General features: G+C 70.6%; 19 protein-coding genes and 2 pseudogenes. 16 read left to right on the plus strand and 5 right to left on the minus strand.

Annotated features, from left to right (window positions below; genetic code table 11):
• Window positions 1-216: 216 nt before the first annotated feature.
• The 5 genes from HNR61_RS41690 (at window position 217) to HNR61_RS41710 (ending at window position 6,450) form a co-directional block, all read left to right on the plus strand.
• Complete coding sequence (locus tag HNR61_RS41690) at window positions 217-2,469, plus strand: ATP-binding protein (protein WP_182848670.1); 2,253 nt, start codon at window positions 217-219, stop codon at window positions 2,467-2,469.
• A gap of 542 nt (window positions 2,470-3,011) precedes the next feature.
• Window positions 3,012-3,392, plus strand: a complete 381-nt coding sequence (locus HNR61_RS41695; RefSeq protein ID WP_182848671.1) for a hypothetical protein — start codon at window positions 3,012-3,014, stop codon at window positions 3,390-3,392.
• Window positions 3,389-3,880 (plus strand): MarR family winged helix-turn-helix transcriptional regulator, encoded by a 492-nt coding sequence (locus HNR61_RS41700; RefSeq protein WP_182848672.1) that lies wholly within the window; start codon window positions 3,389-3,391, stop codon window positions 3,878-3,880. The genes HNR61_RS41695 and HNR61_RS41700 overlap by 4 nt, the downstream gene beginning before the upstream one ends.
• Window positions 3,881-4,074: 194 nt before the next feature.
• A complete protein-coding gene (locus tag HNR61_RS41705) occupies window positions 4,075-4,902 on the plus strand; it encodes an endo alpha-1,4 polygalactosaminidase (protein WP_220510437.1) in 828 nt (275 codons plus the stop codon).
• A gap of 648 nt (window positions 4,903-5,550) precedes the next feature.
• Window positions 5,551-6,450: a hypothetical protein gene (locus tag HNR61_RS41710; protein WP_182848673.1), complete on the plus strand. Its 900-nt coding sequence runs from the start codon at window positions 5,551-5,553 to the stop codon at window positions 6,448-6,450.
• Window positions 6,451-6,615: 165 nt separating this feature from the next.
• Here HNR61_RS41710 and HNR61_RS41715 read toward each other — a convergent pair whose 3' ends face one another.
• Both HNR61_RS41715 and HNR61_RS47075 read right to left on the minus strand, forming a co-directional pair.
• Window positions 6,616-6,885 carry a hypothetical protein gene (locus HNR61_RS41715; protein ID WP_182848674.1) on the minus strand — a complete coding sequence of 90 codons (270 nt, stop codon included), beginning with the start codon at window positions 6,883-6,885 and terminating at the stop codon, window positions 6,616-6,618.
• A 600-nt stretch (window positions 6,886-7,485) separates the two neighbouring features.
• Entirely contained in the window at window positions 7,486-7,863 is a 378-nt protein-coding gene (locus tag HNR61_RS47075; RefSeq protein ID WP_220510438.1) for a DUF4240 domain-containing protein, read from the minus strand.
• A 462-nt stretch (window positions 7,864-8,325) separates the two neighbouring features.
• On the opposite strand from HNR61_RS47075, the gene HNR61_RS41725 reads away from it, so the two are divergent.
• Complete coding sequence (locus HNR61_RS41725) at window positions 8,326-9,939, plus strand: tetratricopeptide repeat protein (protein WP_182848675.1); 1,614 nt, start codon at window positions 8,326-8,328, stop codon at window positions 9,937-9,939.
• Between the two features lie 116 nt (window positions 9,940-10,055).
• On the opposite strand, the gene HNR61_RS41730 is transcribed toward HNR61_RS41725, so the two are convergent.
• Both HNR61_RS41730 and HNR61_RS41735 read right to left on the minus strand, forming a co-directional pair.
• The gene (locus HNR61_RS41730) at window positions 10,056-10,259 is read right to left on the minus strand and encodes a hypothetical protein (protein ID WP_182848676.1); all 204 of its coding nucleotides are present in this window, start codon (window positions 10,257-10,259) and stop codon (window positions 10,056-10,058) included.
• 69 nt (window positions 10,260-10,328) lie between these two features.
• The gene (locus HNR61_RS41735; protein WP_182848677.1) at window positions 10,329-10,529 is read right to left on the minus strand and encodes a hypothetical protein; all 201 of its coding nucleotides are present in this window, start codon (window positions 10,527-10,529) and stop codon (window positions 10,329-10,331) included.
• A 464-nt stretch (window positions 10,530-10,993) separates the two neighbouring features.
• Here HNR61_RS41735 and acpP point away from each other — a divergent pair, with 464 nt between their 5' ends.
• Both acpP and HNR61_RS41745 read left to right on the plus strand, forming a co-directional pair.
• The gene (gene acpP, locus HNR61_RS41740) at window positions 10,994-11,236 is read left to right on the plus strand and encodes an acyl carrier protein (RefSeq protein ID WP_182848678.1); all 243 of its coding nucleotides are present in this window, start codon (window positions 10,994-10,996) and stop codon (window positions 11,234-11,236) included.
• A 62-nt stretch (window positions 11,237-11,298) separates the two neighbouring features.
• Window positions 11,299-11,871: pseudogene (locus tag HNR61_RS41745) on the plus strand (IS982 family transposase); the annotation flags it as partial.
• Window positions 11,872-12,050: 179 nt separating this feature from the next.
• Here HNR61_RS41745 and HNR61_RS41750 read toward each other — a convergent pair.
• A complete protein-coding gene (locus HNR61_RS41750; RefSeq protein WP_182848679.1) occupies window positions 12,051-12,191 on the minus strand; it encodes a hypothetical protein in 141 nt (46 codons plus the stop codon).
• Window positions 12,192-12,484: 293 nt separating this feature from the next.
• On the opposite strand from HNR61_RS41750, the gene HNR61_RS41755 reads away from it, so the two are divergent.
• The 8 genes and pseudogenes from HNR61_RS41755 to HNR61_RS48790 all read left to right on the plus strand — a co-directional run.
• On the plus strand, window positions 12,485-13,261 hold the full coding sequence (locus tag HNR61_RS41755) for a maleylpyruvate isomerase family mycothiol-dependent enzyme (protein WP_182848680.1): 777 nt from the start codon (window positions 12,485-12,487) through the stop codon (window positions 13,259-13,261).
• Between the two features lie 733 nt (window positions 13,262-13,994).
• Window positions 13,995-15,392, plus strand: coding sequence for an alpha/beta hydrolase (locus HNR61_RS41760; protein WP_182848681.1), 1,398 nt, complete (start codon window positions 13,995-13,997; stop codon window positions 15,390-15,392).
• 10 nt (window positions 15,393-15,402) lie between these two features.
• A complete protein-coding gene (locus HNR61_RS50300; RefSeq protein WP_182848682.1) occupies window positions 15,403-16,488 on the plus strand; it encodes a sensor histidine kinase in 1,086 nt (361 codons plus the stop codon).
• Window positions 16,485-17,171, plus strand: coding sequence for a response regulator (locus HNR61_RS41770; protein WP_182848683.1), 687 nt, complete (start codon window positions 16,485-16,487; stop codon window positions 17,169-17,171). Before HNR61_RS50300 ends, HNR61_RS41770 begins: the two co-directional genes overlap by 4 nt.
• A gap of 41 nt (window positions 17,172-17,212) precedes the next feature.
• Window positions 17,213-17,917, plus strand: coding sequence for a hypothetical protein (locus tag HNR61_RS41775; RefSeq protein ID WP_182848684.1), 705 nt, complete (start codon window positions 17,213-17,215; stop codon window positions 17,915-17,917).
• Window positions 17,918-18,349: 432 nt separating this feature from the next.
• The gene (locus HNR61_RS41780) at window positions 18,350-18,535 is read left to right on the plus strand and encodes a VOC family protein (RefSeq protein WP_312898350.1); all 186 of its coding nucleotides are present in this window, start codon (window positions 18,350-18,352) and stop codon (window positions 18,533-18,535) included.
• Between the two features lie 144 nt (window positions 18,536-18,679).
• The gene (locus HNR61_RS41785; protein WP_182848685.1) at window positions 18,680-19,480 is read left to right on the plus strand and encodes an alpha/beta fold hydrolase; all 801 of its coding nucleotides are present in this window, start codon (window positions 18,680-18,682) and stop codon (window positions 19,478-19,480) included.
• A gap of 282 nt (window positions 19,481-19,762) precedes the next feature.
• Window positions 19,763-20,486: pseudogene (locus HNR61_RS48790) on the plus strand (IS5 family transposase); the annotation flags it as partial.
• Window positions 20,487-20,608 lie beyond the last annotated feature (122 nt).

Consider the following 20,608-nt stretch of genomic DNA (forward strand, 5'->3'; position numbering starts at 1 on the left):
CCGTCCGCCGGATCGGCGGCGAGCCGTCCGTGCCCGCCATCCGACCAGGACCATCCCGGCGGCACCAGGCAGAACAACAGGCAGAAACGCTACCTTCCGCCCGAGTGTGACCAACACGGCAGGTCATCACGGCTCTCGCCCGCGAGCGCCGACGGTAGAACTGGAGGGAGGACCGGCCGGGGGCCGGCCGCGGGGCGGGGTGTGAGGGAAGACGGCATGGGGGGACCGGCGACGTTCGGCGCGCTGCTGCGGAGCCACCGGCACGCCGCCGCCCTGACGATCGAGGAGCTGTCGGACGCCTCCGGCGTCAGCGTCCGGGCGATCGGCGACATGGAACGCGGCCGCAGTCGCGCGCCCCAGCGCCGCACCGTGGCCGCGCTCGCCGGCGCCCTCGGGCTGTCCCCCGAGGAGCGGCGCGCGCTGGAGGACGCCGTCCGGACCGGCCGCCGCCGGCGTTCGCGCGCGCCCCTGAACGAGCTGCCCCGCGGTGTGCGCGACTTCACCGGGCGGACCGGCGAGCTGGCCGCGCTGTCCCGCCTGGCGGAGTCGGCCGCCGACCCGGGCCCGACGGTGACCGTCGTGGTCTCCGGCGGCCCCGGCCTCGGCAAGACCGCCCTGGCCCTCAGGGCGGCCGAGCGGCTGGCCGACGCCTTCCCCGACGGCCGCCTGTTCGTCGACCTGCGCGGCATGGACGAGTCCCCGCTCACCCCCGCCGACGCGCTGGCCCGCCTGCTGCGCGGCCTGGGCGTCGTCGACCGGCACGTCCCGCAGGACCCGCACGAGCGCGCCGGGCACTACCGGGCGCTGATGCGGGACCTCCGCACACTGATCATCCTGGACAACGCCGCCGACGAGGCCCAGGTGCGCCCGCTGCTGCCCGCCGACGGGCCCGGCATGGTCGTGGTCACCAGCCGCCGGACGCTGGCCGGGCTGGAGGGCGTCCACCACCTCCCGCTCGCCGAGCTGTCACCGGCCGAGGCCGTCGGCCTGCTCCAGAAGATCATCACCGCGGTGCGGCCCGCCGCCGACGCCGAGCTGGACCAGATCGCCCGCCTGTGCGGCAACCTGCCGCTGGCGCTGCGGATCGTCGCCACCCGGCTGCTCAGCCGCCCCTCCTGGACCGCCGCGCACATGGCCGACCGGCTCGCCGACGAGGAACGGCGCCTCCAGGCGCTGTCGGCCGGGGACCTGCACGTCGCCACCGCGTTCATGCTGTCCTACCGGCAGCTCTCCGACGAGGCGCGCCTGACGTTCCGCCGCCTGGCGCTGATCCCCGGCCCGCACTTCGACGCGGCCCCGGCCGCCGTCCTCACCTGTGGCGACCCCCGGGTCAGCGAGGACGCCCTCGACGAGCTCGTCGAACTCGGCCTGTTGCAGTCGCCCTACCCGACCCGGTACCGCCTGCACGACCTGGTGCGCCTGTTCGCCCGCGACCGCCTGCTGGCCGAGGAGGCCCCGCAGGCGCACCGGGCGGCCCGGGACAAGCTGGAGAACTGGCTGCTGGACACCGCCGTCACCGCCGGACGCTGGTTCGAGCCCGGCTACGGCGCCCCGCCCGCCGACCCCGGCCGCCTCGTCGCGCTGGACACCCCCGCCGAGGCGCAGGCGTGGCTGGAGACCGAGAGCATCCACTGGCTGCCCGCCCTGCGGGCGGCCGCCGCGGCCGGACGCCACCGCCAGGTGATCGACACCGCCGAGGCCATGCACTGGTTCTCCGACCGCTGGATCCACTGGGGCCACTGGTCGGAGGTGTTCGGCCTGGCCCGCTCCGCCGCCCGCGCCCTGGGCGACACCCGCGTCGAGGCCACCCACCTGAACTACCTGTCCTGGGCGGCCTCCACCGCCGAGGGCCGCCCCCGCGACGGCCTGGCCCACGCCCTGGAGGCCCTGGAACTGGCCCGCGCCGCCCGCGACCGCGCCCAGGAGGCGTGGGCGCTGGCCTACGCCTCCTACGCCACCCGCGACCTGGGCGACTGGGAGCAGGTCGCCGCCCACGCCCGGCAGGCCGCCGAGATCTTCGCGTCCATCGACGACAAGGAGGGCTACCCGCAGGCCGTGAACGTCCTCGGCGACGCCCTGCGCAACCTCGGCCGCCCCGACGAGGCGCTCCACCACCACCTGACGCTCCTGGCCACGCTGCGGGCCCCCGGCTACGGCGGCTCGCCCGGCGTCCGGGAGTTCAGCCTCGGCCTCACCCTGCGCCGCGTCGGCGAGGACTACGCCGCCCTGGACCGCTGGGACGAGGCGGCCGACCACTACGCCCAGGCCATCCCCCCGCTGCGCGACCAGGGCATCGTCTCCGGGGTCCCCGTCGTCGCCCAGATGCTGGGCGACGCGCTGCGCCGCCTGGGACGCCTCGACGAGGCCCGCCGGGCCTTCCAGACGGCCCTCGACGGCTACCTCCAGATCGGCGAGGACATCCAGGCGGCCGAGGTCCGCAAGGAACTGACCGACCTCCCGGCCGGGTGAGGCGACGGCGAGGAACGGCGACGTCCGCAGGCGGGACCGACCCCGAAGGGGGCCGGAGGCCACACGCACCAGCGGGCAGCAGGCGCGGACCTTCTCGAAGCGGTCGGTGTGGCGCGCGTCCAGCGGGAAGCCGACCAGGCGGAGGATGTCCTCGTCCTGCTGCCGCGGCGCCTGCCCGCGGCGATCGGCGCGTCCGCGTCCCTGGACACGCTCTTGAAGTCCTGACCGTAGGCCTTCTCACGCGGGAACGTGGGGAGACCTGGTACTTCCCGCCGTAGTCGTTGTCCCCGGTCGACATGGCGAGGCCGTACATGTCGTCGAAGTACTTGCTGTGGACGTCGAACAGCCCGGCGCACCGCAGCGTGGCGGCGCTCTCGCACGAGGTCCACTCGTGGAGGTTGGCCGACGCCACGTCATCGCGAAATCGGTCGCCTGACCGGGGTGTCACGTCCACCAGAGCGCCGATCATTCAAACGATCACGGCGACGCGCCGACCGGCTCCGGCGTTCCGGAGATGTATGCGTTTCGCATGGACTTGTGCCATGAGCGCGGCGTTGGAAGCGGCCATCAACGAGTGGCACGCGAGCGTGAACGACGGTGACCTGGAGCGATCGGCGAAGGCGGTCGCCGATCCGATCGTCGTCCTGGGGCCGAAGGGCGCGGGCCCGATCACGCCCGAGCAGTTCGCGGGGTGGGTGGAGCGCTCGGGGATCAGGCTGGTGCCCCGATCCTGGCATCCGGTCGGTGAGCGGCTGATGGTCGTGGAACAGGACGCCACCTGGCCTGGGAGCGAGGCTCCCACCCGCGTGGCGACGGTGTTCCGGGTGACCGGCGCGAAGGTGTCCGCCGCCCTCCGGCTGCCCGACCTCAGAGCGGCGCTGGACCTGGCCTACATCTGCCGCGAGATGGCGGCCACCGAATGAGCGGGGCGGGACCGGGCCGGCTCTTGTTCGCGTTCGTCCGGCACTGGTCGCGCAGGGCGTCGGCCGCAGACCACGAGGTCGCCGAGCGGGGCCGGCTCGTCCTGGTCACCGAGGCCGTGCACTCCCTGACCCGGCGCGGGATCGCCGCGACGGTCAACGCCGTCGCCCACGAGATCGGAATCGACCAGAGCGGGGCGTCCCGCCTGGTCAAGAGCGCGACGGACGCCGGCTATCTGGAGACACGGACGTCGGCGGCGGACGGTCGCCGACGCCAGATGACGGTCACCCCGTCCGGGCGGACGATGCTGGAGCACGCGCATGACTGGCAGGAGCAGGTCTTCGACCGGCTGACCGAAGGCTGGAGCGAGCAACGGCGCCTCGACTTCCAGCGGGCGATGGCCGACCTGATCGACCGGTCCTACGCCTTGACGCACGACCCGCGCCACTGCGCCGGTGGGGACCCGTCCCCGCGCGCACACCACCACTGAGCCGGAGATCCAGAAGGGGCGCGATGCTCTCGGGGGACGGGGCGCTCTGGCCGATCGGATGGTGACCCACCAGGCCATACCCGCGGAGAGGGGCACGGCCAGGGCCGTGAGGGCCGCGGCCGGTCGTCCGTCGCCACCGCGCGTTTGGCGGAAAACCCCTCTCGTTCCCGGCGAACCGGGCAGGATGGGGCGACGTGAAGATCTTTTTGGCGGGCTGGCTCGGCGCGGTGGCGCTGACGGCCGTGGCGTGCAGCGCGAACGTGACGGCACTCCCGTCCAACGGGAAGGCGCCCGCGGGGCAGCAGGCCCAGGCGCGGTCGTGGTGGCGCCCGAAGGCCGGGGTGTCGTGGCAGTGGCAGCTCAGCGGGAAGGTCGACACGTCCGTTCGCGCCGCCGTGTACGACGTGGACCTGTTCGAGACCTCCGCCAAGACCGTCGCCACGCTGCACCGGGCGGGCCGGAAGGTCATCTGCTACACCGCGATCGGGTCGGCCGAGACGTGGCGGCCGGACTTCGAGCGGTTCCCCAGGAACGTCCTCGGCAAGAAGGTGCAGGGCTGGGAGGACGAGCGCTGGGTCGACATCCGGCGGATCGACGCCGTGCGGCCGATCTGGGCGGCGCGGCTGGACCAGTGCAAGAAGAAGGGGTTCGACGGGGTCGAGCCCGACTGGATGGACGGCTACAAGCACGACACCGGGTTCCCGCTGACCGCCGCGCACCAGCTGGCGTTCAACCGGATGCTGGCCGAGGAGGCGCACAAGCGCGGGCTGGCCATCGGGCTGAAGAACGACCTGGACCAGATCCCCCAGCTGGTGGGCGTCATGGACTTCGCGGTGAACGAGCAGTGCGCGCAGTACGACGAGTGCGACGCGCTGAAGCCGTTCATCAAAGCGGGCAAGCCGGTGTTCCACGCCGAGTACGAGCTGCCGCTGAAGAAGTTCTGCGCGCGCACCAAGCGCCTCGGATTCAGCTCCATCCGCAAGGCGCTCGACCTCCCGGCGGCTCGGCAGGCGTGCCCCTAGGCACATCCGTGGGGGAGAGGCCCGGTTCCGCCCGCCGGGACCCCTGCCGTCAGGCGGGAGCGCCGTTGGTCTGGACAGGGCCTCCCGGATCGCTGAGCATGAGCGTTCCGGTACACGCGCGGGGACGGTGAGGGACGTGCACGGCACCGGCCCGGGCGGGACGATCCTGGAACTCGGCGCCGGCGCCGGCCGGGTCCTGCGCAGGGGCGGGGCAGACAAGGCCCTGGCCGGTGCTCCTGCCCCACAGGCTTGCTCCCCCTGGAAAGGCGGGTCGTCTCGCGTGCGGTGCGGTGTGGTGCGGCCCGCCGCCCGCGCCCGCTCCGCCACCAGTCCCCTCGCCAGGACCTGCATCAGGCCCTTCGACGAATAGCAGCGGCAACCATGCGCGGCCAGGACGCCGCCCACCCGGCGGACGCGGCGACGTCCCTGCTGCCACCTCCCTCCTGCGACCGGGCCTTGTCACCGGGGCGCCGTCGATCCCGGCCGAACTCCGCGCCCGAGGAGGAGCGTCACCGATCCAGACAGTGACAGTGTGTAACGGGAATGGAGCTGTCGGCTGCAAGGGCGTTCCGAGTCGCCTGGGTAGGAGCGGGCGGCCCCGCGGTGCCCGCTCGCCGCTGCCGCGCTCGCGCGGCACCAGGTCCCCCGGTGGGCCCGGCCCGAACGCTCCATACGATCTCGGTCGGCAACCAGCTGATCGCGCGCCGCTGGCTGGCCGACTACCTGGCCGCCTCGGCCGACAACCTGGACCGCGACGGCGACCAGGGCCAGGCCGCCGCTTTCCGCGCCGCCGTGGTCTGGGCCCGCGCCGACGGTCACGCCGACGTGGGCACCGTGCATCCCAGCCACCACCAGTACTGGCTGACCACCCACACCGACGGTGCCAAGGAAGCCGGCGAGGAAGGTGGCGAGGACGAGCAGGATGTGCCCGACCTGGACACCCTGTATGACCGCGGCTCCGGCCCTCACCCGCTGATCGCCGTCGATGTCAGCGACCGCATGGCGTGTGCGTTCACCGGCATGTACGGCTTTGATCTGCCGGTCACCGTTCAGGTCCACTCCCATCCCCCGGCCGCGGACCTGCAGGAGTGGGAGGAGGTGATCGAGGTCAGCCTGCAGCTGGCGGACGCGATCACAGTGGAGTCGCTGCTGACGGGCGAGGGCACCTTCACCGTCCCCCTGCCCTCCACCCCCGGCGTCCGCCAGGCCACCGATCAACTCGATCACCAGCAGGCCGAACAGCGGACCGAACAGCGGCCCAGCGGCAGGGCAGGTGGTACCGCCTGCGACTGCACGCTCGCGGCCGCCAACGCGGCGCCGAGCTGCAACACCTCACCCTGGCCGAGGACGGCGTGGTCGAGGAGCATCTGCTGCAACTGTGGCCGGTCCCGCCGCGACAGGAACGGTGGCTCAAACAGCTGCACTGACCCATCTTCGAGTTGCCCGCGCCGCTGGAGGTGGGCGGCCTGGCAGCGCGCACCGACTTTCGGCCGACGGCCGGTCGGGCTCGTACAGCGCCTGGTCACTCCAGCGAGGACGCGCCACTGACTGAAACTCGGCCAGCGAGGAGGATCGGAACGACGGCTAGCGGCAGGCGCCGCTACCTGCGGTAATGCGGGCGGTGGACCGGACAGGATCGACGCGCCGTCGGTTTTGCCACCCAGCATCACCATAGGTGACAGCGTCTGCCGCTAATTCCTGGACCAATCCTCCTCATGGGCCTTTCTCGGTGTTCTCCAGCACGGCGCGGATGGTGGCGATGTCGCGGACGTAGGCGGCGGCTTTGCCGCGCTCCCGCTCGTCGTCGAGGGGCTGGCCCTTCCAGGCCAGTTGCCGCTCCCAGGACGACAACACCTTCTGCAGTGCCACGCGCAGCGCGGCCGGGTCCAGGTCCAGCATGCTCTGCAGGTGCTCGGCATGGTCGGCATAGACAGCGGCGGCCCCGTCTCCGCTGATGCTGTCGGTGTCGGCGACGGCCTCCATGCGGGCCCCGGTCAGCGCGATGGCCTCGACGACCCGCGCGCCAGAGGATGCGGCTGGCTCAGCAGCCGCCGGCGGGCCTCGGCGTAGGGCAGCCCCTGGCGGGCCGCCAGGGCCCGGGCCACGGCTTGAACGCCTTGTTGTCGGTCATCGCTCGCTCCACATCCCAGCAGGCCCTACGCACCGGCCGGTGAGATCGCGACACCATGAAGCCGAACCGGGTGCGGGCGAGTCGTGGACCCTTGTCCTCGTCGCCGTCGGCGGCGTAGGCACTGACGGCTCGGAGCGGGCGGGCGCGCGGCCGCCGCTGCCCCTCAGCCTAGTGCAGCGGCTTCGCATGGGGTGGTGGGCACGCATGGGGTCAGGCCGCAAAGCGCCGGACGCGGCGCCCAGGACGGTCCCGAAGGACCGCACACCCGGCCACCGCGTTCGGCGGTCGTGCCGGGGTAGAGGCAGGCGCCGAGAGGGTCGGGAACGCCGCCAGCGTGCGAGCCAGCAGATGCAGCCCGGCCCGTTGCGGTGGGGCGTCCGTCGTCCTGGTGGTGAGCGCCGCGTGTGTAGGTGTGGGGTCATGCCTCGACGGGCCGCCAACGATCGGGAGGACTACCTGCCGAACAACTCCCAGAGGTGGGGGAGGCGACGCTCGGTCTCGGGGGCGTTGTCGAAATCCCAGTCGGAATCGATGTTGGGACAGGAGTAGGTCGCGTTGTCGGGTGGGAGTTGTTCACCGGTCTTGTGCTCGTAGGCGTTCCAGGCAAGGCTCAGGATCGCTCCGTCTTCCAGGCAGTGCCCGGCCGATGCGGCTTCGCGGACCTTGGGGACGGCGGCCAGGGAGTCGGGGTCGGCCAGGGCGGCTTCGTACACGGCGCGGCCCTGGCTGACCAGCCAGCCGCGGAAGTAGTCGAAGCCGTCATCGGATGCCCCGCCGTTGATCAGGTAGGCGGCTCCCCACAGGTCACCGCGGTAGGACTCGGTGAGCACGTCCCAGAGGGGCTGTTCCAGCGCGGCGATCTCGGCGGCCGACCCATCCGGCCATGAGCTTCATGGCGCTGGTGGCGACGCTGTCAGCGTCGTTCCCGGCCGCCGCGGCACGGGCGTCATCGATGAACACCCAGAACTGATCGCGATGCACGACTCGAAGCGTGCCACTCCGCCAGCAGCGATATAAGTGCCTGTTCCTGAACTTTGGACTCTTGCTGGTCCCAGACCCTGCCAGGCCGCACGGCAGAGATGTACGAGCCGTTCGTGAGTCCGTCATGGTGACGCCACCGCGAACGGTTCCGCGTTGGCGGCCATGGGGCGGCTCTGCCGACCGCGGCTTCCAAGAGAGCCGGGCAGGCGAGCCGGTACCCCTTCCCGCCCGCCTGCCCTCCCGGTGCCGAATCGTGTACGGCCCGTACCATGGCGTCATTGCCGGGACCTACGTGAGGCGAGGCGCTGGTTGTGGCCGTTTCGTGGCAGTGGCTCCGTACCAGACTCCGGCCGGGTGACGTCCGCCGCCGTGTCGACGCCCTGGCCTCCGAGCACGTCGAACGTGATGACTCCCCGGCCGCGCTGGCTCTCCTCCGCGACCACGGGATCGCCGAGGCGGCCGCGGCCGCGCAGGTGGCCGACCTGCTCCTGGCCCGGGACCGGGTGGACGACGCGATCGCCGTGCTCGGCGGCTGCGCCGAACGAGCGGAGTCGCCCGCGGAACGGACCCTGGCCGCCCGCTCGCTGGCGCACCTGCTGGCCGAGCACGACAGGACCGACGAGCTGCGGGAACGGGCCGGGGCCGGTGATCCGGACGCGGCCGAGCGCCTGGTCATGTGGCTGCTCGACCGGGACCGCGGCACCGACCTGCGCGCCCACGTGTCGTCCGGCGGCGTCTATGTGTCGGACCGGATCATCCTCGCCCTGCGCCACAAGGGATACCGGAAGCTGGCCGACCTCGCCGTCCGGAAACATCCGGACCAGGTCGGCTACGCCTCGGCCGAACCCCTGGTCGCGGAGATGGAACGTCAGCGCCGCTACGCAGAGGCGATCCCCTTGCTTCGCGCCTTCGCCGAGCGGAGCCCCGGCGCGGCGCACCGGCTCGTGGACCTGTGCCGCAAACAGGGTGACGCCGCCGGGGCCGCCGAGGCGTACCGCCTGCGGTCCGGGACCCTGAACGACTACGACGCGCGCCCCCTGATCGGCCTGTTCCTGGAGAACGGCCGGATGGACGACGCCATGCGCGTGCTTCGGGACCACCCCAACGCGGCCGACCGGTTCACCACCTCCTGCCTGATCGAGCTGATGATCGTCCGGGACGGCGCGCTGGACGACGCCCTGTCGGTCCTGCGCCGCCGTCCCGAACGGTGGGCGGCCGAGCACCTCGCCGACCTTGCGTCCCGGCCGGACCGCATCGAGATCGTCCGCGCGTCCCCCGACGAGGCCGCCGCGATGGTCGACCGGACCCTCGACGCCGGCGACATCGACAGGGCGCTGGCCCTGCTCCGCGTCCGCGCCGCCGGAGGTGACCCCCGGGCGGCCGAACGGCTGGCGGCACTCCAGCGGGACCGCGCGAACGATCCGAGGCTGCGCTCGATCGACCTGCTGATGAGCACGCTGTACGACCTGCGCGTAGGCCGTGACCTTGGCCCCGTGCCGTACTCCATCCAGGAATGGGAACGAGGCCGCGTCCCCGACCCCGGGGGAGACGCCGACGCCCGGCTGGCCGCGGCCCTGCGCGACGCCGGTGCCGTACCGAGGATCCCCGGCGGTGAACTGCCGGAGCCCGCGTTCATCAGCACGTCCCGGGACCGCCTTCACACCGAGCCGCGCCACCGGATCGACGACGACATGTCCTACCAGGTGTGGGAAACCCCCGGATACCACTGGGACGTCCGCGACGAGCACGGCATGGGCGCGTACTTCGACGCGTCCGTGAACAGCAGGGGTGAAGTCGAGTTCTCGTTCCTCGACGACCGGTACCCCGCGACGCCGGATGGCTGGCGAGCCCTGATGACCGCCGTGAACGCCTTCGGCGGCCACCGCAAGCACATCCATCTCTTCGTCGACCGGTACGCCGACTGAACCACCCACACGAGGTGCCCGACGCCGCCGCTCGGTCTGGCGCCACAATGACGGCCACCCCAACGGTTCTCGGCGAAGGCGATCACCGCCGAGCCAGTTACCGCCCGGAGCGGTGGCTAGAACCGGGTCTGGAACCAGTCCACACCCGACCGGCGCAGCCAGGCACAAACAGCCAGCGAGCCCACACCCATCAGCAGGAACAGCCCCCCGAACACAGCCAGAAAGGTGATCAGGGCGGTCAGGGCCATCCAACAGCCCAGACCAGTGAAGGCGAGGCCGAGCATCAGGTAGGCAAACGGGCTCAGCGGGACGACGAACACCGACTCAGTATCGCCCTCACCGGGTCGGCATGGCCACCTGCTCACCTGCCGACATCGTGTCCATGATGATCAGCGACGCTCCGGGTTCAGGAACAGGCACTTACCGCCCACGCCGACCCCGCTGAAGCCTGGTACCTGGCGTTCGCCCTCCCCCATGAAGAGGGCGAACGCGCGGGCGAGCGGCCCCGCTGGCGGCGCGGCCAGGCCCGGCTGACCGGCTGGCTGGAAGCGCGGCTGGACGAGGCCAACGCCGACCGGATGCTGTGCCACCAGCACAACACCCCGCTGCCCTGGCGGCGATCGACCAGCTCATCGGCCAAACCCTGGAGGTCTACCCGCGCGGGGTCTACACCAGCGAGCACATCAACCAGTTCGCCGCCGGACAGCGACCGGTGACCGTCGATTTCGACCCCGAGCACCTGGGCGAGGGCCTGGTTCACCTGCCGACCCTGGCGGCCGCCGCCGAGACCGCCTGCGCCACTGCGGCCGCCGCGCCCGCGGCGAATCCATCCGCACCATCGCCGCCGGCGTCGGCGTCTCAGTCGGCGTCGTGCACAAGACCCTCACCCAGGCCCAAGCCCAGGAACAGGCCCCACAGCAGCAGCAGCCGTGAATGCCGGCATCCACCCTCGACCGCCGGACCCGGGGCTGAGCCCGATCGGAAGCGGGCTCTTATCCTCAGTCAGGAAGAAGAGCGCTGCGTGCTCTGCGGACGGTGGGGGAGAGTGGTCGACATGACGACCATTGAGGAACGCGTGAAGCGGCTTGTCGCGGAGCAGTTCGGTCTCGACCCGGCGAGGGTCACCGCGGAGGCCTCCTTCGTCGGGGACCTGGGGCTCGGCGACCTCGACGTGATCGAGGTCGTTGTTTCCCTGGAGGACGAGTTCGGCGTCCACATCTCCGATGAGACGGCCAAGCGGATCCGCACCGTGCGGCACGCCGTCGACTGCGTCGAGAGCCGCCTGGCGAAGCACTAGATCGTTGATGGGAAATCGCTGAACCGGGTGCGGGCATGGGGAAGGGCGCCCATGGTCGGTGTGTGAAAACAGACTTGGACGCCCTTGTGACCGCACTCTACGTTCACCTGGACGACCACGTCCTGCCCTGGCGGCAACCGCTGCCCCGGCGGGGCCGGCCCCGGACGCTGAGCGATGCCGAGCCGGTCTGTGTCACGGTCGCCCAGGTGCTGCTGCGCTGTGACGACGAGCGTCGCTGGCTGCGGGTCGCACCCGGGCGGATCGGGCACCCGTTTCCCCGCCTGCCGTGCCAGTCGCAGTACGACCGGCATCTGCGCGATCTGGGCCCGGTGCTGTCGGCGGTCGCGCTGTGGCTGGCTCGGGCCACCCCGTCATGGTGGGACCGCTTGCGTTTGATGGACGGTACCCCGGTGCGCTGCGGCGCCTCCCGGGTCACGGTCAACCGCTCGGGGCTGGGCGAGATCGCCGGTTACGGCATGGACCAATCGCACCATGCCTTCTGCTGGGGCGCCAAGTTGATGCTGATCACCACGGCCGAGGGCGCGGTGCGTGCGTTCAGCCTGGCCCACCACAAGGAACTGGATGAGCGCAAGCAGGCGTTGCACCCGCTGCACGTGCGACCGCCCTCCGAGGGGGCGGGAATGGGCCTATCAGGAGCAACTGAGCAGCCGTTGGCGTTAGCGGCTTTTGCGGCGACGGGTCGCCGCCAATCACGGTTGCGATGTGCCCGAGTGGGGGCCTGGGGTGATCTCCGATGTCGAACGGCCCAGGACGACGGGGCCCCCTGAGCCGTTGATGTGGGTGTGCGGTTTGATCAGATGATCGACAGCCAGCTGGCCTTGGGTTTGGTGGGGTCGATTGGTAGGCGTGCGATGGCCGTGTCGTCGGTGGTGTTGAGGTCGTCGGTCATCTCGGCAGGCTGGTCGTGGGTGTCGCCGACGTGCTGGGCTGTCATCCCGTAACCGTCACCCATGGAGTGGGACAGAGCCGGTTCTCGACAGCCACCAGCACCGGGGCCGGGGGCAGACGACGGGTCGAGCCGCCAGGGCAATTCGACCTATGTCGTCACCCGCGCTCCCTGGTTTTCCGGCGGCTCAGCGCCAGTCGTTTGACCGATGCGGACGCGGTGGAAAGGCTCTAGCCTTGCAGGCATAGAAAAGGATCACCATCCACGATCGTCAGCGGCGCCTTCGAGACACTCACATTAGTGGAGTGGCTGGAACTCGACGCCGACCTGGAGGTGCAGCGATGGACACGTCCGCGTATTTGAACGGCGTCGTCGAGCAGACGTACACGTTCGCCGCCTGGGTGAACGGCAGGGATGCGGCCACTCCGGTGCCGACCTGTCCGAAGTGGACGCTGGCCGATCTCGTCGACCATGTCGCCGCGACACAACGCATGGTGGCGATGCTCGTGGGCGAGCGTATGACCGAGCCGAGCAGGGCGTTCGCCGGCTACGTCCAGGCCCCGACCGACTCGGCCCAGTGGGGCGCCTGGCTGACCGACGCCGCGACCGAGGCGAAGCAGGCGTTCGAATCGGTCACCGACGACACGCCGGTATGGGATCCGTCCGGCGACGCCGCAGGCGTGCCGTTCTGGTCACGCCGGCTGTTCGGCGAGGCGTGTGTGCATCGTGCGGACGCGGCAGCAGCGCTCGGCGCACGGTACGAGCTGGCGCCGGAGTCTGCCGTCGCGGCCGTCGAGGACTGGCTGGACACGATGACCTCCCGCGGCTATTGGGAGAACAGGCCGGACTTCGCCGACGCGATGCGCGGCAACGGCCAAACCCTGCACTTTCACGCGACCGACGTGCCCGGGGAGTGGCTGGTACGCCGGGAAACCGACAGGGTCGCCCTGGAGCACACGCACATCAAGGCGGATGTCGCGGTACGCGGCCCGGCCGCCGCCCTACTGCTGGTGCTCAGCAGGCGTCGCCCGCTGGATGCGGCTCCCGCACTGGAAGTGCACGGCGATGGGGCGCTGTTCACCCACTGGATCGACCACATGGACTGGGTCACCGACTGACCCGCGGCCGGGCACGCCCCCATCGCCCTGGCCGCCGCGCTGATGCGGACGTGAACTTCGACGACAGAACCTAGACGAGGATCAGGGATCGGTGCTGTCCCTGATCAAGGCGATGCCGGGCAACGTCAGCCTCGTCTTCATGCTCACCGAGATCCGTAAGCCCACCGCCATCCGGGCCATCGCCTGCCCGCTGGATTATTCGCCGATGCGGAGCCAAAGGTGCTGGCCGGGTGGTGGTTCCGGGCCGCGGTGGAATCGCCGTCGCACCTGCGTACGCGGGCGCGCAACGCGCCGGAAGCCACCATCACCCTGCTGGCGGCGTTGCTGGTCGAGCGGGAACGCGAGGTCACCGACGCCTTGGTCGAGCTACTGATCGCCACGGTCCACCGGGTGGGTGCCCGGGCCGAGCGCAAGGTCACCGAGGAGCTCATCAACGCCTTCAAGCGGGTGTCGGGCAAGGAGAGCCTGCTGTTGACCATTGCCGACGCCTCGCTGACCAGTCCGGACGGCACGGTGCGCGAGGTGATCTTCCCCGCGGTGCGGGGCGGCGAACAGACGCTGCGCGAGCGGGTGCACGAGTTCAAGACCAACGGGCCGGTCTATCGGCGCACTGCGCAGACCGCACTGAAGGCCTCCCACACCAACCACTACCGGCGCGGCTTGACCGAGCTGCTGGAAAAGATATGCAGAAAGGGGGAGGCGTGGGCGGAACGGCCACGGCGATCCTTCCGGCATGAACATCGTCGCCTCACTCGTCGCTGGCGCGGTCACGGCCGTTGCTCCGGTCACCGCCGTCGCTCCGGTCACGCCTCTGTCATGGCAGGACTGCGGAGACGGTCTGCAGTGCGCACAGATCCAGGTGCCGACCGACTGGGCCCGCCGATCAGGGCAGAAGGCCACGATCGGTCTCGCCAAGCTGCCCGCCCAGGACCAGGCCGGCAAGAAGGGCGTGCTGCTGGTCAACACCGGTGGGCCTGGCGAGCAGATCGCGCTTGTCCGTCAGGCGAAGGAGTCCTTCGCAGATCTGACCAAATGGTTCGACGTGGTGATTTTCGACCCACGAGGGTTCGGCAAGTCCGGCGTGATCAACTGCCCTGTCCCCGCACCGTTCGCCGCCGAGTGGGTGTTTCCGAACAAGGACGCATACGACGCGTACGCTGCAAAGAACCGCGCTTTCGGGCAAGCATGCGCCAAAGAGGCCGGGCCGCTGTCGGGAAGCCTCAACTCCTGGCAGATCGCGCACGACATGGAGGCGATCAGAAAGGCCCTGGGACAGGCCAGGCTGACCTACCTGGGCAACTCGCACGGCACCGTACTCGGGCAGGCCTACGCCGAGTTGTTCCCCCGCCAGGTCGGCCGGATGTATCTCGACAGCGTCTTCGACCACACCACCTCCGACCTGCGCACCTGGCTCCAGCCACGGGCCAAGGCTCTGGAGGCCAACTTCAAGCGCTTCGCCGCCTGGTGCCAGAGCACCGCCACCTGCGCGCTGCACGGCAAGGATCCGGTGGCCGTCTGGGAAGAGGTGATGGCCAAGGCCCGCCGCGAGCCCATCCCCGCCCCCGAAGCCGGTCCCGGCGTACGCATCAGCGACACCCAGATCGCCTCCCGCGCCCACTTCACCCACGAGGCCACCTGGGAGCGCCTGGCCGCCGGGCTCGCGCGGGCACAGGCCGGCGACGCCTCGTTCTTCGCCAAGGTGCAAGGAGCGCCGGACCCCGACCTGTCGCGCGTCATCCTCTGCGCGGATCTGCCCTACCCCGGCTACGGAAAGGTAAAGGAGCTGGAGGGCGTCCTGCGTCGCGATACGCCCCACATCGGGTGGCGGGCCGTGTGGGTGATGGCCAATCACTGCGCCGGCCTCCCGCCAACCAGGACGTACGCGCCTCACCCCATCAAGGCGCCTGGCCTACCCCCCGTGCTCATCGCGGGCGGCGAGCACGACGACAACACCCCGACTGCGGACGGCCGCCGGCTGGCCGCCCAGCTTCCCGGGGCCCGCTTCCTGCCGGCCATCGGCGGGCATGCGCTCTACCTCTCCGGCCACCCGTGCGTACGCGAGCACGTGCACCGCTACCTGACCACGGGCCAGATGCCACCGCGCGGCGCCTCCTGCGGACCGGCGAAGTAGCGTTGCCGCTGTGTACGCCAGACAGGGACTCTTCGTGCTCGCGGCCACGGCCGCGCTCACCGCATTCGCCATACTCGACGGCGAGCCGCCATGGCCTGAGCTGCCCCTCCTGGCGGGTGCCAGCCTCGCCGCAGCCCTGCCCCTGACGCTGTGTGTCCGCTTCCCGCTGACAGGAGCGCTGCTGTCAGCGGCGATAGCTCTGCTCGGACTGGCGATCCCAGGCTGGCAAGGCCGGCTGGTGACCATGGTCATGTTCGGCGCGGCGGCCTTCCGCCTGCCGCGCCGCGCCTGGCTGGTGCTGAGCCTGTCCATCATCTGGACCACCGGTTACGGCCTGCTCATCCCGCGGGCACAGGCAGGGCTTTCCGTGGTCACCGACCTGGTCATCATGGGTGTCGCTCCGGTCGCGATGGGCCTCGCCCTGCAGCTGTACGGTGAGCGGGCCGCGCAGGCGGCACGGCTCGACCACGCCGAGGCCCGCCGCGCCATGGCTGAGGAACGCGCCGCGCTCGCCCGCGACGTCCACGACAGCGTCGGCCACCACCTCACCGCCATCCGCATGCAGGCCACCGCCACCCGCCGAGCCCTGCGTGGCCAGGCGCAGACCGCCGACAAGGCGCTGGGCACCATCGCCGAGCTGTCCGCAACCGCGTTGAACGAGGTGCGCGCCCTTCTGGACTCACTACGTGAGGCACCCACCGGACCGGACCCGGAAGAGATCGAGAACCTGGCCAAGCGGCTCTCCACGCCACGGCTGCCGATCTCGGTTCACCGCGCCGGGTCCGGCATCACGCTGCCGCCCGCTGTCGGCCATACGGTCTACCGCGTCGTACAAGAAGCGCTCACCAACGCCGTCCGCCATTCCGGAGCCAGCCACGTGGACGTGCACGTGGTGTGCGACCCGGCCGCGGTGACGGTCTCGATCACTGACGACGGCCACGGCCGTGCCGGAGCGGAGGGGCGGGGCATCAGAGGCATGCGCGAGCGTGTGGATCAACATGGCGGCACGTTCGTGGTAGGCCCGGGGCAGGATCACGGCTGGCGGGTGGAGGCCGTGGTGCCGATCAGGCCCGTCGGTTCAAGGAGGGCGGCGTGACGATCCGAGTGGTGATCGCCGATGATCAGCTGGCCGTACGTGAGGCATTGCGCGTGACACTGGACGGCGAGCCCGACATCAAGGTGGTCGGTGAGGCGGCCGACGGAGCCGAGGCCGTCCACCAGGCGCTGTGGCGGCGCCCCGACGTGGTGGTGTTGGACCTGCGCATGCCGTACGTCGACGGGATCTCCGCGATCCGGCAACTGGCCGGCATGGAAGCTCCGCCGGGGATGCTCGCGCTGACGACGTTCGACACCGATGAGTACCTCTTCGGGGCACTCCAGTCGGGGGCTTCGGGGTTCCTGCTCAAGGACAGCGACCCTGAACTGCTCCTGGAGGCGGTGCGAGCGCTGCACCGCGGGCACGGGCTGGTGGACCCTCAGGTCACCACCCGGTTGATCCACCGATTCGCGAGCCTGTCGCCCGCGTCCCCCGCCGACGCGCAAAAGCGGCTCACTGCTCGTGAGTTCGAGGTGCTCCGGCACTTGGCTCGAGGGCTGAGCAACGCGCAGATAGCCCGAGCCCTGACCATCGAGGAAGGCACGGTCAAGAACCACGTCGCGAGTCTGCTGCGCAAACTCGGGCTGCCCACGCGGGTGCGCGCCGTCATCTATGCCTACGAGCACGGCCTGGCGCCGCGCCACTCAGACACCCGATCTCCAAGGAGGTCCATATGCCCCTGATCCCTCGAGGGGCGAGCCGGCGCCGGAGAGGCTGGTGGATCGTGGGCATGGTCACCGCGGTTCTCCTCACCGCGGCCGTGGCGCTGACCGCGATCGCCTTCCCCTCTGTTGCGGCCACCGCCTGTCCTGGCTGTTATGGCCTGGAGCGGCTCCAGCCCGGCGTGTACGCCGAACCCGGCCTGGCGCCGGCCGAGCGCCGGCACGTGGCCGAGGTCGTCGAGCAGGCGAACAAGCGGGTACGTGACTTCTTCGGCGGACGGGCAAGCACTCCTGACATCCTCGTTTGCCTCTCGGACGACTGCTACCGCAGGATCGGCGGTGGCCGGGAACGCGGCATCGCCGTACTCAACCGGTCGGTGATGCTCTCTCCGCGTGGCGTCGATCCCGTGATCGCCTCGCACGAGCTGACCCATGTGGAGCTTCACGCCCGTCTGGACGGCGCCAAAGTCCCGCAGTGGTTCGATGAGGGTCTGGCCGTCCTGGTCAGTGATGATCCCCGATACCTCGCCCCGGCCGGCGACCGTTGCCTGCTCGACTCCCGCCGAGCTTTGCCGGCGACACTCGGCGACTGGCTGCGCGCGGCATCGGCGGATCCCCGTGTGTACGCCGAAGCCGCCTGCCAGGTAAGTCGTTGGGCAGCGACGAACGGCGGGAAAGAGGCCGTACTGACCCTCATCGAACGGCTGTCAACAGGGCAGGCCTTCCCTGACATTCAGATGCCGGCTGCGGCCGCGACCACAGGATGATCGCCCTCACCCTGACCAGCGAGGACCGGGGTCAATGAAAAATATGTGGAAGCCGCTCAGGCGGTTCGGAAAGCACCTCTTGAACCGCCCTGATGACGGCTCGGCTCGCACATCCCGTTCCCATGTCACCTCATTCGCCCAACATCCACCTCACTGCTGTCGCCGGTCGATCAAGTTGGAGGCAGGTCCGTGGCGGTCCCCCGCCGTACCAATCGGCAAGAGCGCAAGCGTCGCTGCGGCCGCGAATGTCGACGAAACCACAGCTCAGATCCGGTTTGGCGCCCGTCGCATAATCCTTGACGGCCTCCCGGTCGGCTGACCCAGTTCCCTCACCACCGGGCCCGAGCCCTCGTGAGGGCGCCCCGCAGGCCTTTTGATCAGCCCTGCCGCTGGTTTCCGCGAGATCACCTGCAGCACGCGGGACGGGGACTGGTGGACGCGATCGTGGTGTTCACCGTCACCGGCCTGGCCGCCGAGCACGAGCGGCTGCGCCGCGCGGGCGCCGCCATCACCGTTCCGCTCCGGCGAGAGCCATGGGGGGAGCTGATGATGCGGCTCAGCGACCCCAACGGGGTGACGATCCAGCTCACCGAATGGATCCCGCCGCCCACCAGCTGACACCGGCGATTGCCGGCTACTGCTCGCAACGCGTTCCACGACGATCGTCAGCCCGTCGCGGCATCCATTCCCCCCACCTCCTATCGCGGGCATCACCGCCCGCACCGGCAACCTCGAACCGACCCACATCGCTGGAAGGCAACCATGTCCCGCAACCTCAAGGTCCCCGTCGCCGACACCGTGCTGGACTGCAACGACACCGAGGGCCCCGGCCGGCCGATACTGCTGCTCAACGGCATGTACGCCACCCAGCGCTACTGGAGGGGCCTGCTGCCCCTGCTGACCGGCCGGTACCGCGTGGTCACCTTCGACGGACGCGCCCGCGGCAAGTCCGGCACCTCCAGCGACTACTCCTTCGCCGGCTGCCTGGACGACATCACCGCCGTCCTGGACGCCACCGGACTGCAGCGGCCCATCCTGGCCGGCTGGTCGCACGGCGCCGCACTCGCCGTCCGCTACGCCGCCCGGCACCCCGACAGGGTCGCCGGCGTGGTCTGCGTCGACGGCGGCTACCCGATGGACCCCATCGACGACGCCTTCCGCGCCAAGGTCCGCAAGCTGTTTCGGCGCAACGCCATCCCCATCAAGATCCTGGCCGCGCTCGGCCTGGGCTCTCGCATGTCGGCCGCCCAGGCCGCCGAAGCCAACATCGAGTTCAACGAGATCCTCGCCGAATTCGCCGACGACTACACCCACATCCGGTGCCCGGTGGCCTTCATCAAAGCCACCGGCAAGCACATGGGCGCCACCGAGGAAGAGGTCCGCACGATGCGCGCCAACCTCGACCCCGTCCTCGCCGCCCACCCCAACGTCACCGTGTTCGCGACCGTGCCCTCCAACCACAGCCAGATGGTCGCCAACCCCCCCGACACCATCGCCGCCGCCATCAACGTCATCGCCGACCAGACGGCCCACACCACCCCCCACCCCGCCAACACCCGATAACCCTTCCAACCCGTTCTGGCCCACTCCCGATCGGGCTTAAGGCACCACGGCCCTCTCCCGCACCCAGCCCAGCCCAGCCCAGCCCGGCCCAGCCCACGATCTCAACACCGAAAGCCCACACGCCCTGCGGGCTCACGCACATCGAAGAGAACACGCACCGGGGGGCACGCCGAAGCCGGCACGCCCCCCAGGGCGACCGGGACTCGGTCCCGTTCCGCCGTATATCGAGATACTGATCGGCTAAGACCGTGTCCCGGTTGGTGAAGGTTCGTTGGAGCAGCCGTGGCGAGCTTTGAGGAACGGCTGGTGCCGGACGGGCTGTGGGAGTTGTTCCAGCGGGTGACCTCGCCCGCGCCGACGCGGCCGCAAGGTGGCGGTCGGCGGGGTGCCGATGACCGGAGCATCTTGGCGGCGTGGTGTTCGTGGCCACCACCGGCTGCACCTGGCGGCAGCTCCCGCCCGCCTTCGGCGCGTCGTGGCAGAGGGTGCACCGCCGGTTCACCGAGTGGACCGCCGCGCGGGTGTGGGCCAAGCCGCACCGGATCCTGCTGGAGGAACTCGGCGCCGTCGGCGAGCGGGACTGGTCACGGTGCGCGATCGACCCGGTCAGCGTCCGCGCCGCCAAAGGGGGGACCTGACCGGTCCGAACCCTGTCGACCGGGGTAAACGTGGGTAGAAGATCCACTTGCTCACCGATCGTGCTGGTCTGCCGATCCCTGTCGGGATCTCGGCCGCCAACGCTCACGACAAGCTCGGGCTGGAACCGTTGGTGCGCGGCATCCCACCCATCCGCTCGCGCAACCGTCCGCGCCGACGGCGTCCGGCCAAGCTATATGCCGGCAAGGGCGACGACTTCCCCGACCTGCGCCGATGGCTGCGCGGCCGCAACATTGCCCCGCGCATCGCCCGCCGCGGCATCGAGACCTCCAACCGGCTCGGCCGTCACCGCTGGGTGGTCGAGCGCACGGTGTCCTGGGTGAATCGCTACCGCCACCTCACCAAACGAGACGACGTCTAAACCTGGGAACCGGGGCAGCCACGCCGTTCCAGCATCCCTCAGCCGCCATCTATAGCAGGGGGTCGCAGTCGTGCTGAGCTGGCAGGCATGGGACCTTCGTCAAAAGTACA

It is taken from the genome of Actinomadura kijaniata (assembly GCF_014138665.1).
Taxonomy (GTDB): Bacteria; Actinomycetota; Actinomycetes; order Streptosporangiales; family Streptosporangiaceae; genus Spirillospora; species Spirillospora kijaniata.

Excerpts from the sequence above, each read along its gene's own strand:
- HNR61_RS41690 (WP_182848670.1), top strand. The coding sequence starts at position 217 with ATGGGGGGACCGGCGACGTTCGGCGCGCTGCTGCGGAGCCACCGGCAC.
- HNR61_RS41695 (WP_182848671.1), top strand. The coding sequence starts at position 3,012 with ATGAGCGCGGCGTTGGAAGCGGCCATCAACGAGTGGCACGCGAGCGTG.
- HNR61_RS41700 (WP_182848672.1), top strand. The coding sequence starts at position 3,389 with ATGAGCGGGGCGGGACCGGGCCGGCTCTTGTTCGCGTTCGTCCGGCAC.
- HNR61_RS41715 (WP_182848674.1), bottom strand. The coding sequence starts at position 6,885 with ATGGAGGCCGTCGCCGACACCGACAGCATCAGCGGAGACGGGGCCGCC.
- acpP (WP_182848678.1), top strand. The coding sequence starts at position 10,994 with ATGACGACCATTGAGGAACGCGTGAAGCGGCTTGTCGCGGAGCAGTTC.
- HNR61_RS41750 (WP_182848679.1), bottom strand. The coding sequence starts at position 12,191 with ATGACAGCCCAGCACGTCGGCGACACCCACGACCAGCCTGCCGAGATG.
- HNR61_RS41755 (WP_182848680.1), top strand. The coding sequence starts at position 12,485 with ATGGACACGTCCGCGTATTTGAACGGCGTCGTCGAGCAGACGTACACG.
- HNR61_RS41760 (WP_182848681.1), top strand. The coding sequence starts at position 13,995 with ATGAACATCGTCGCCTCACTCGTCGCTGGCGCGGTCACGGCCGTTGCT.
- HNR61_RS41785 (WP_182848685.1), top strand. The coding sequence starts at position 18,680 with ATGTCCCGCAACCTCAAGGTCCCCGTCGCCGACACCGTGCTGGACTGC.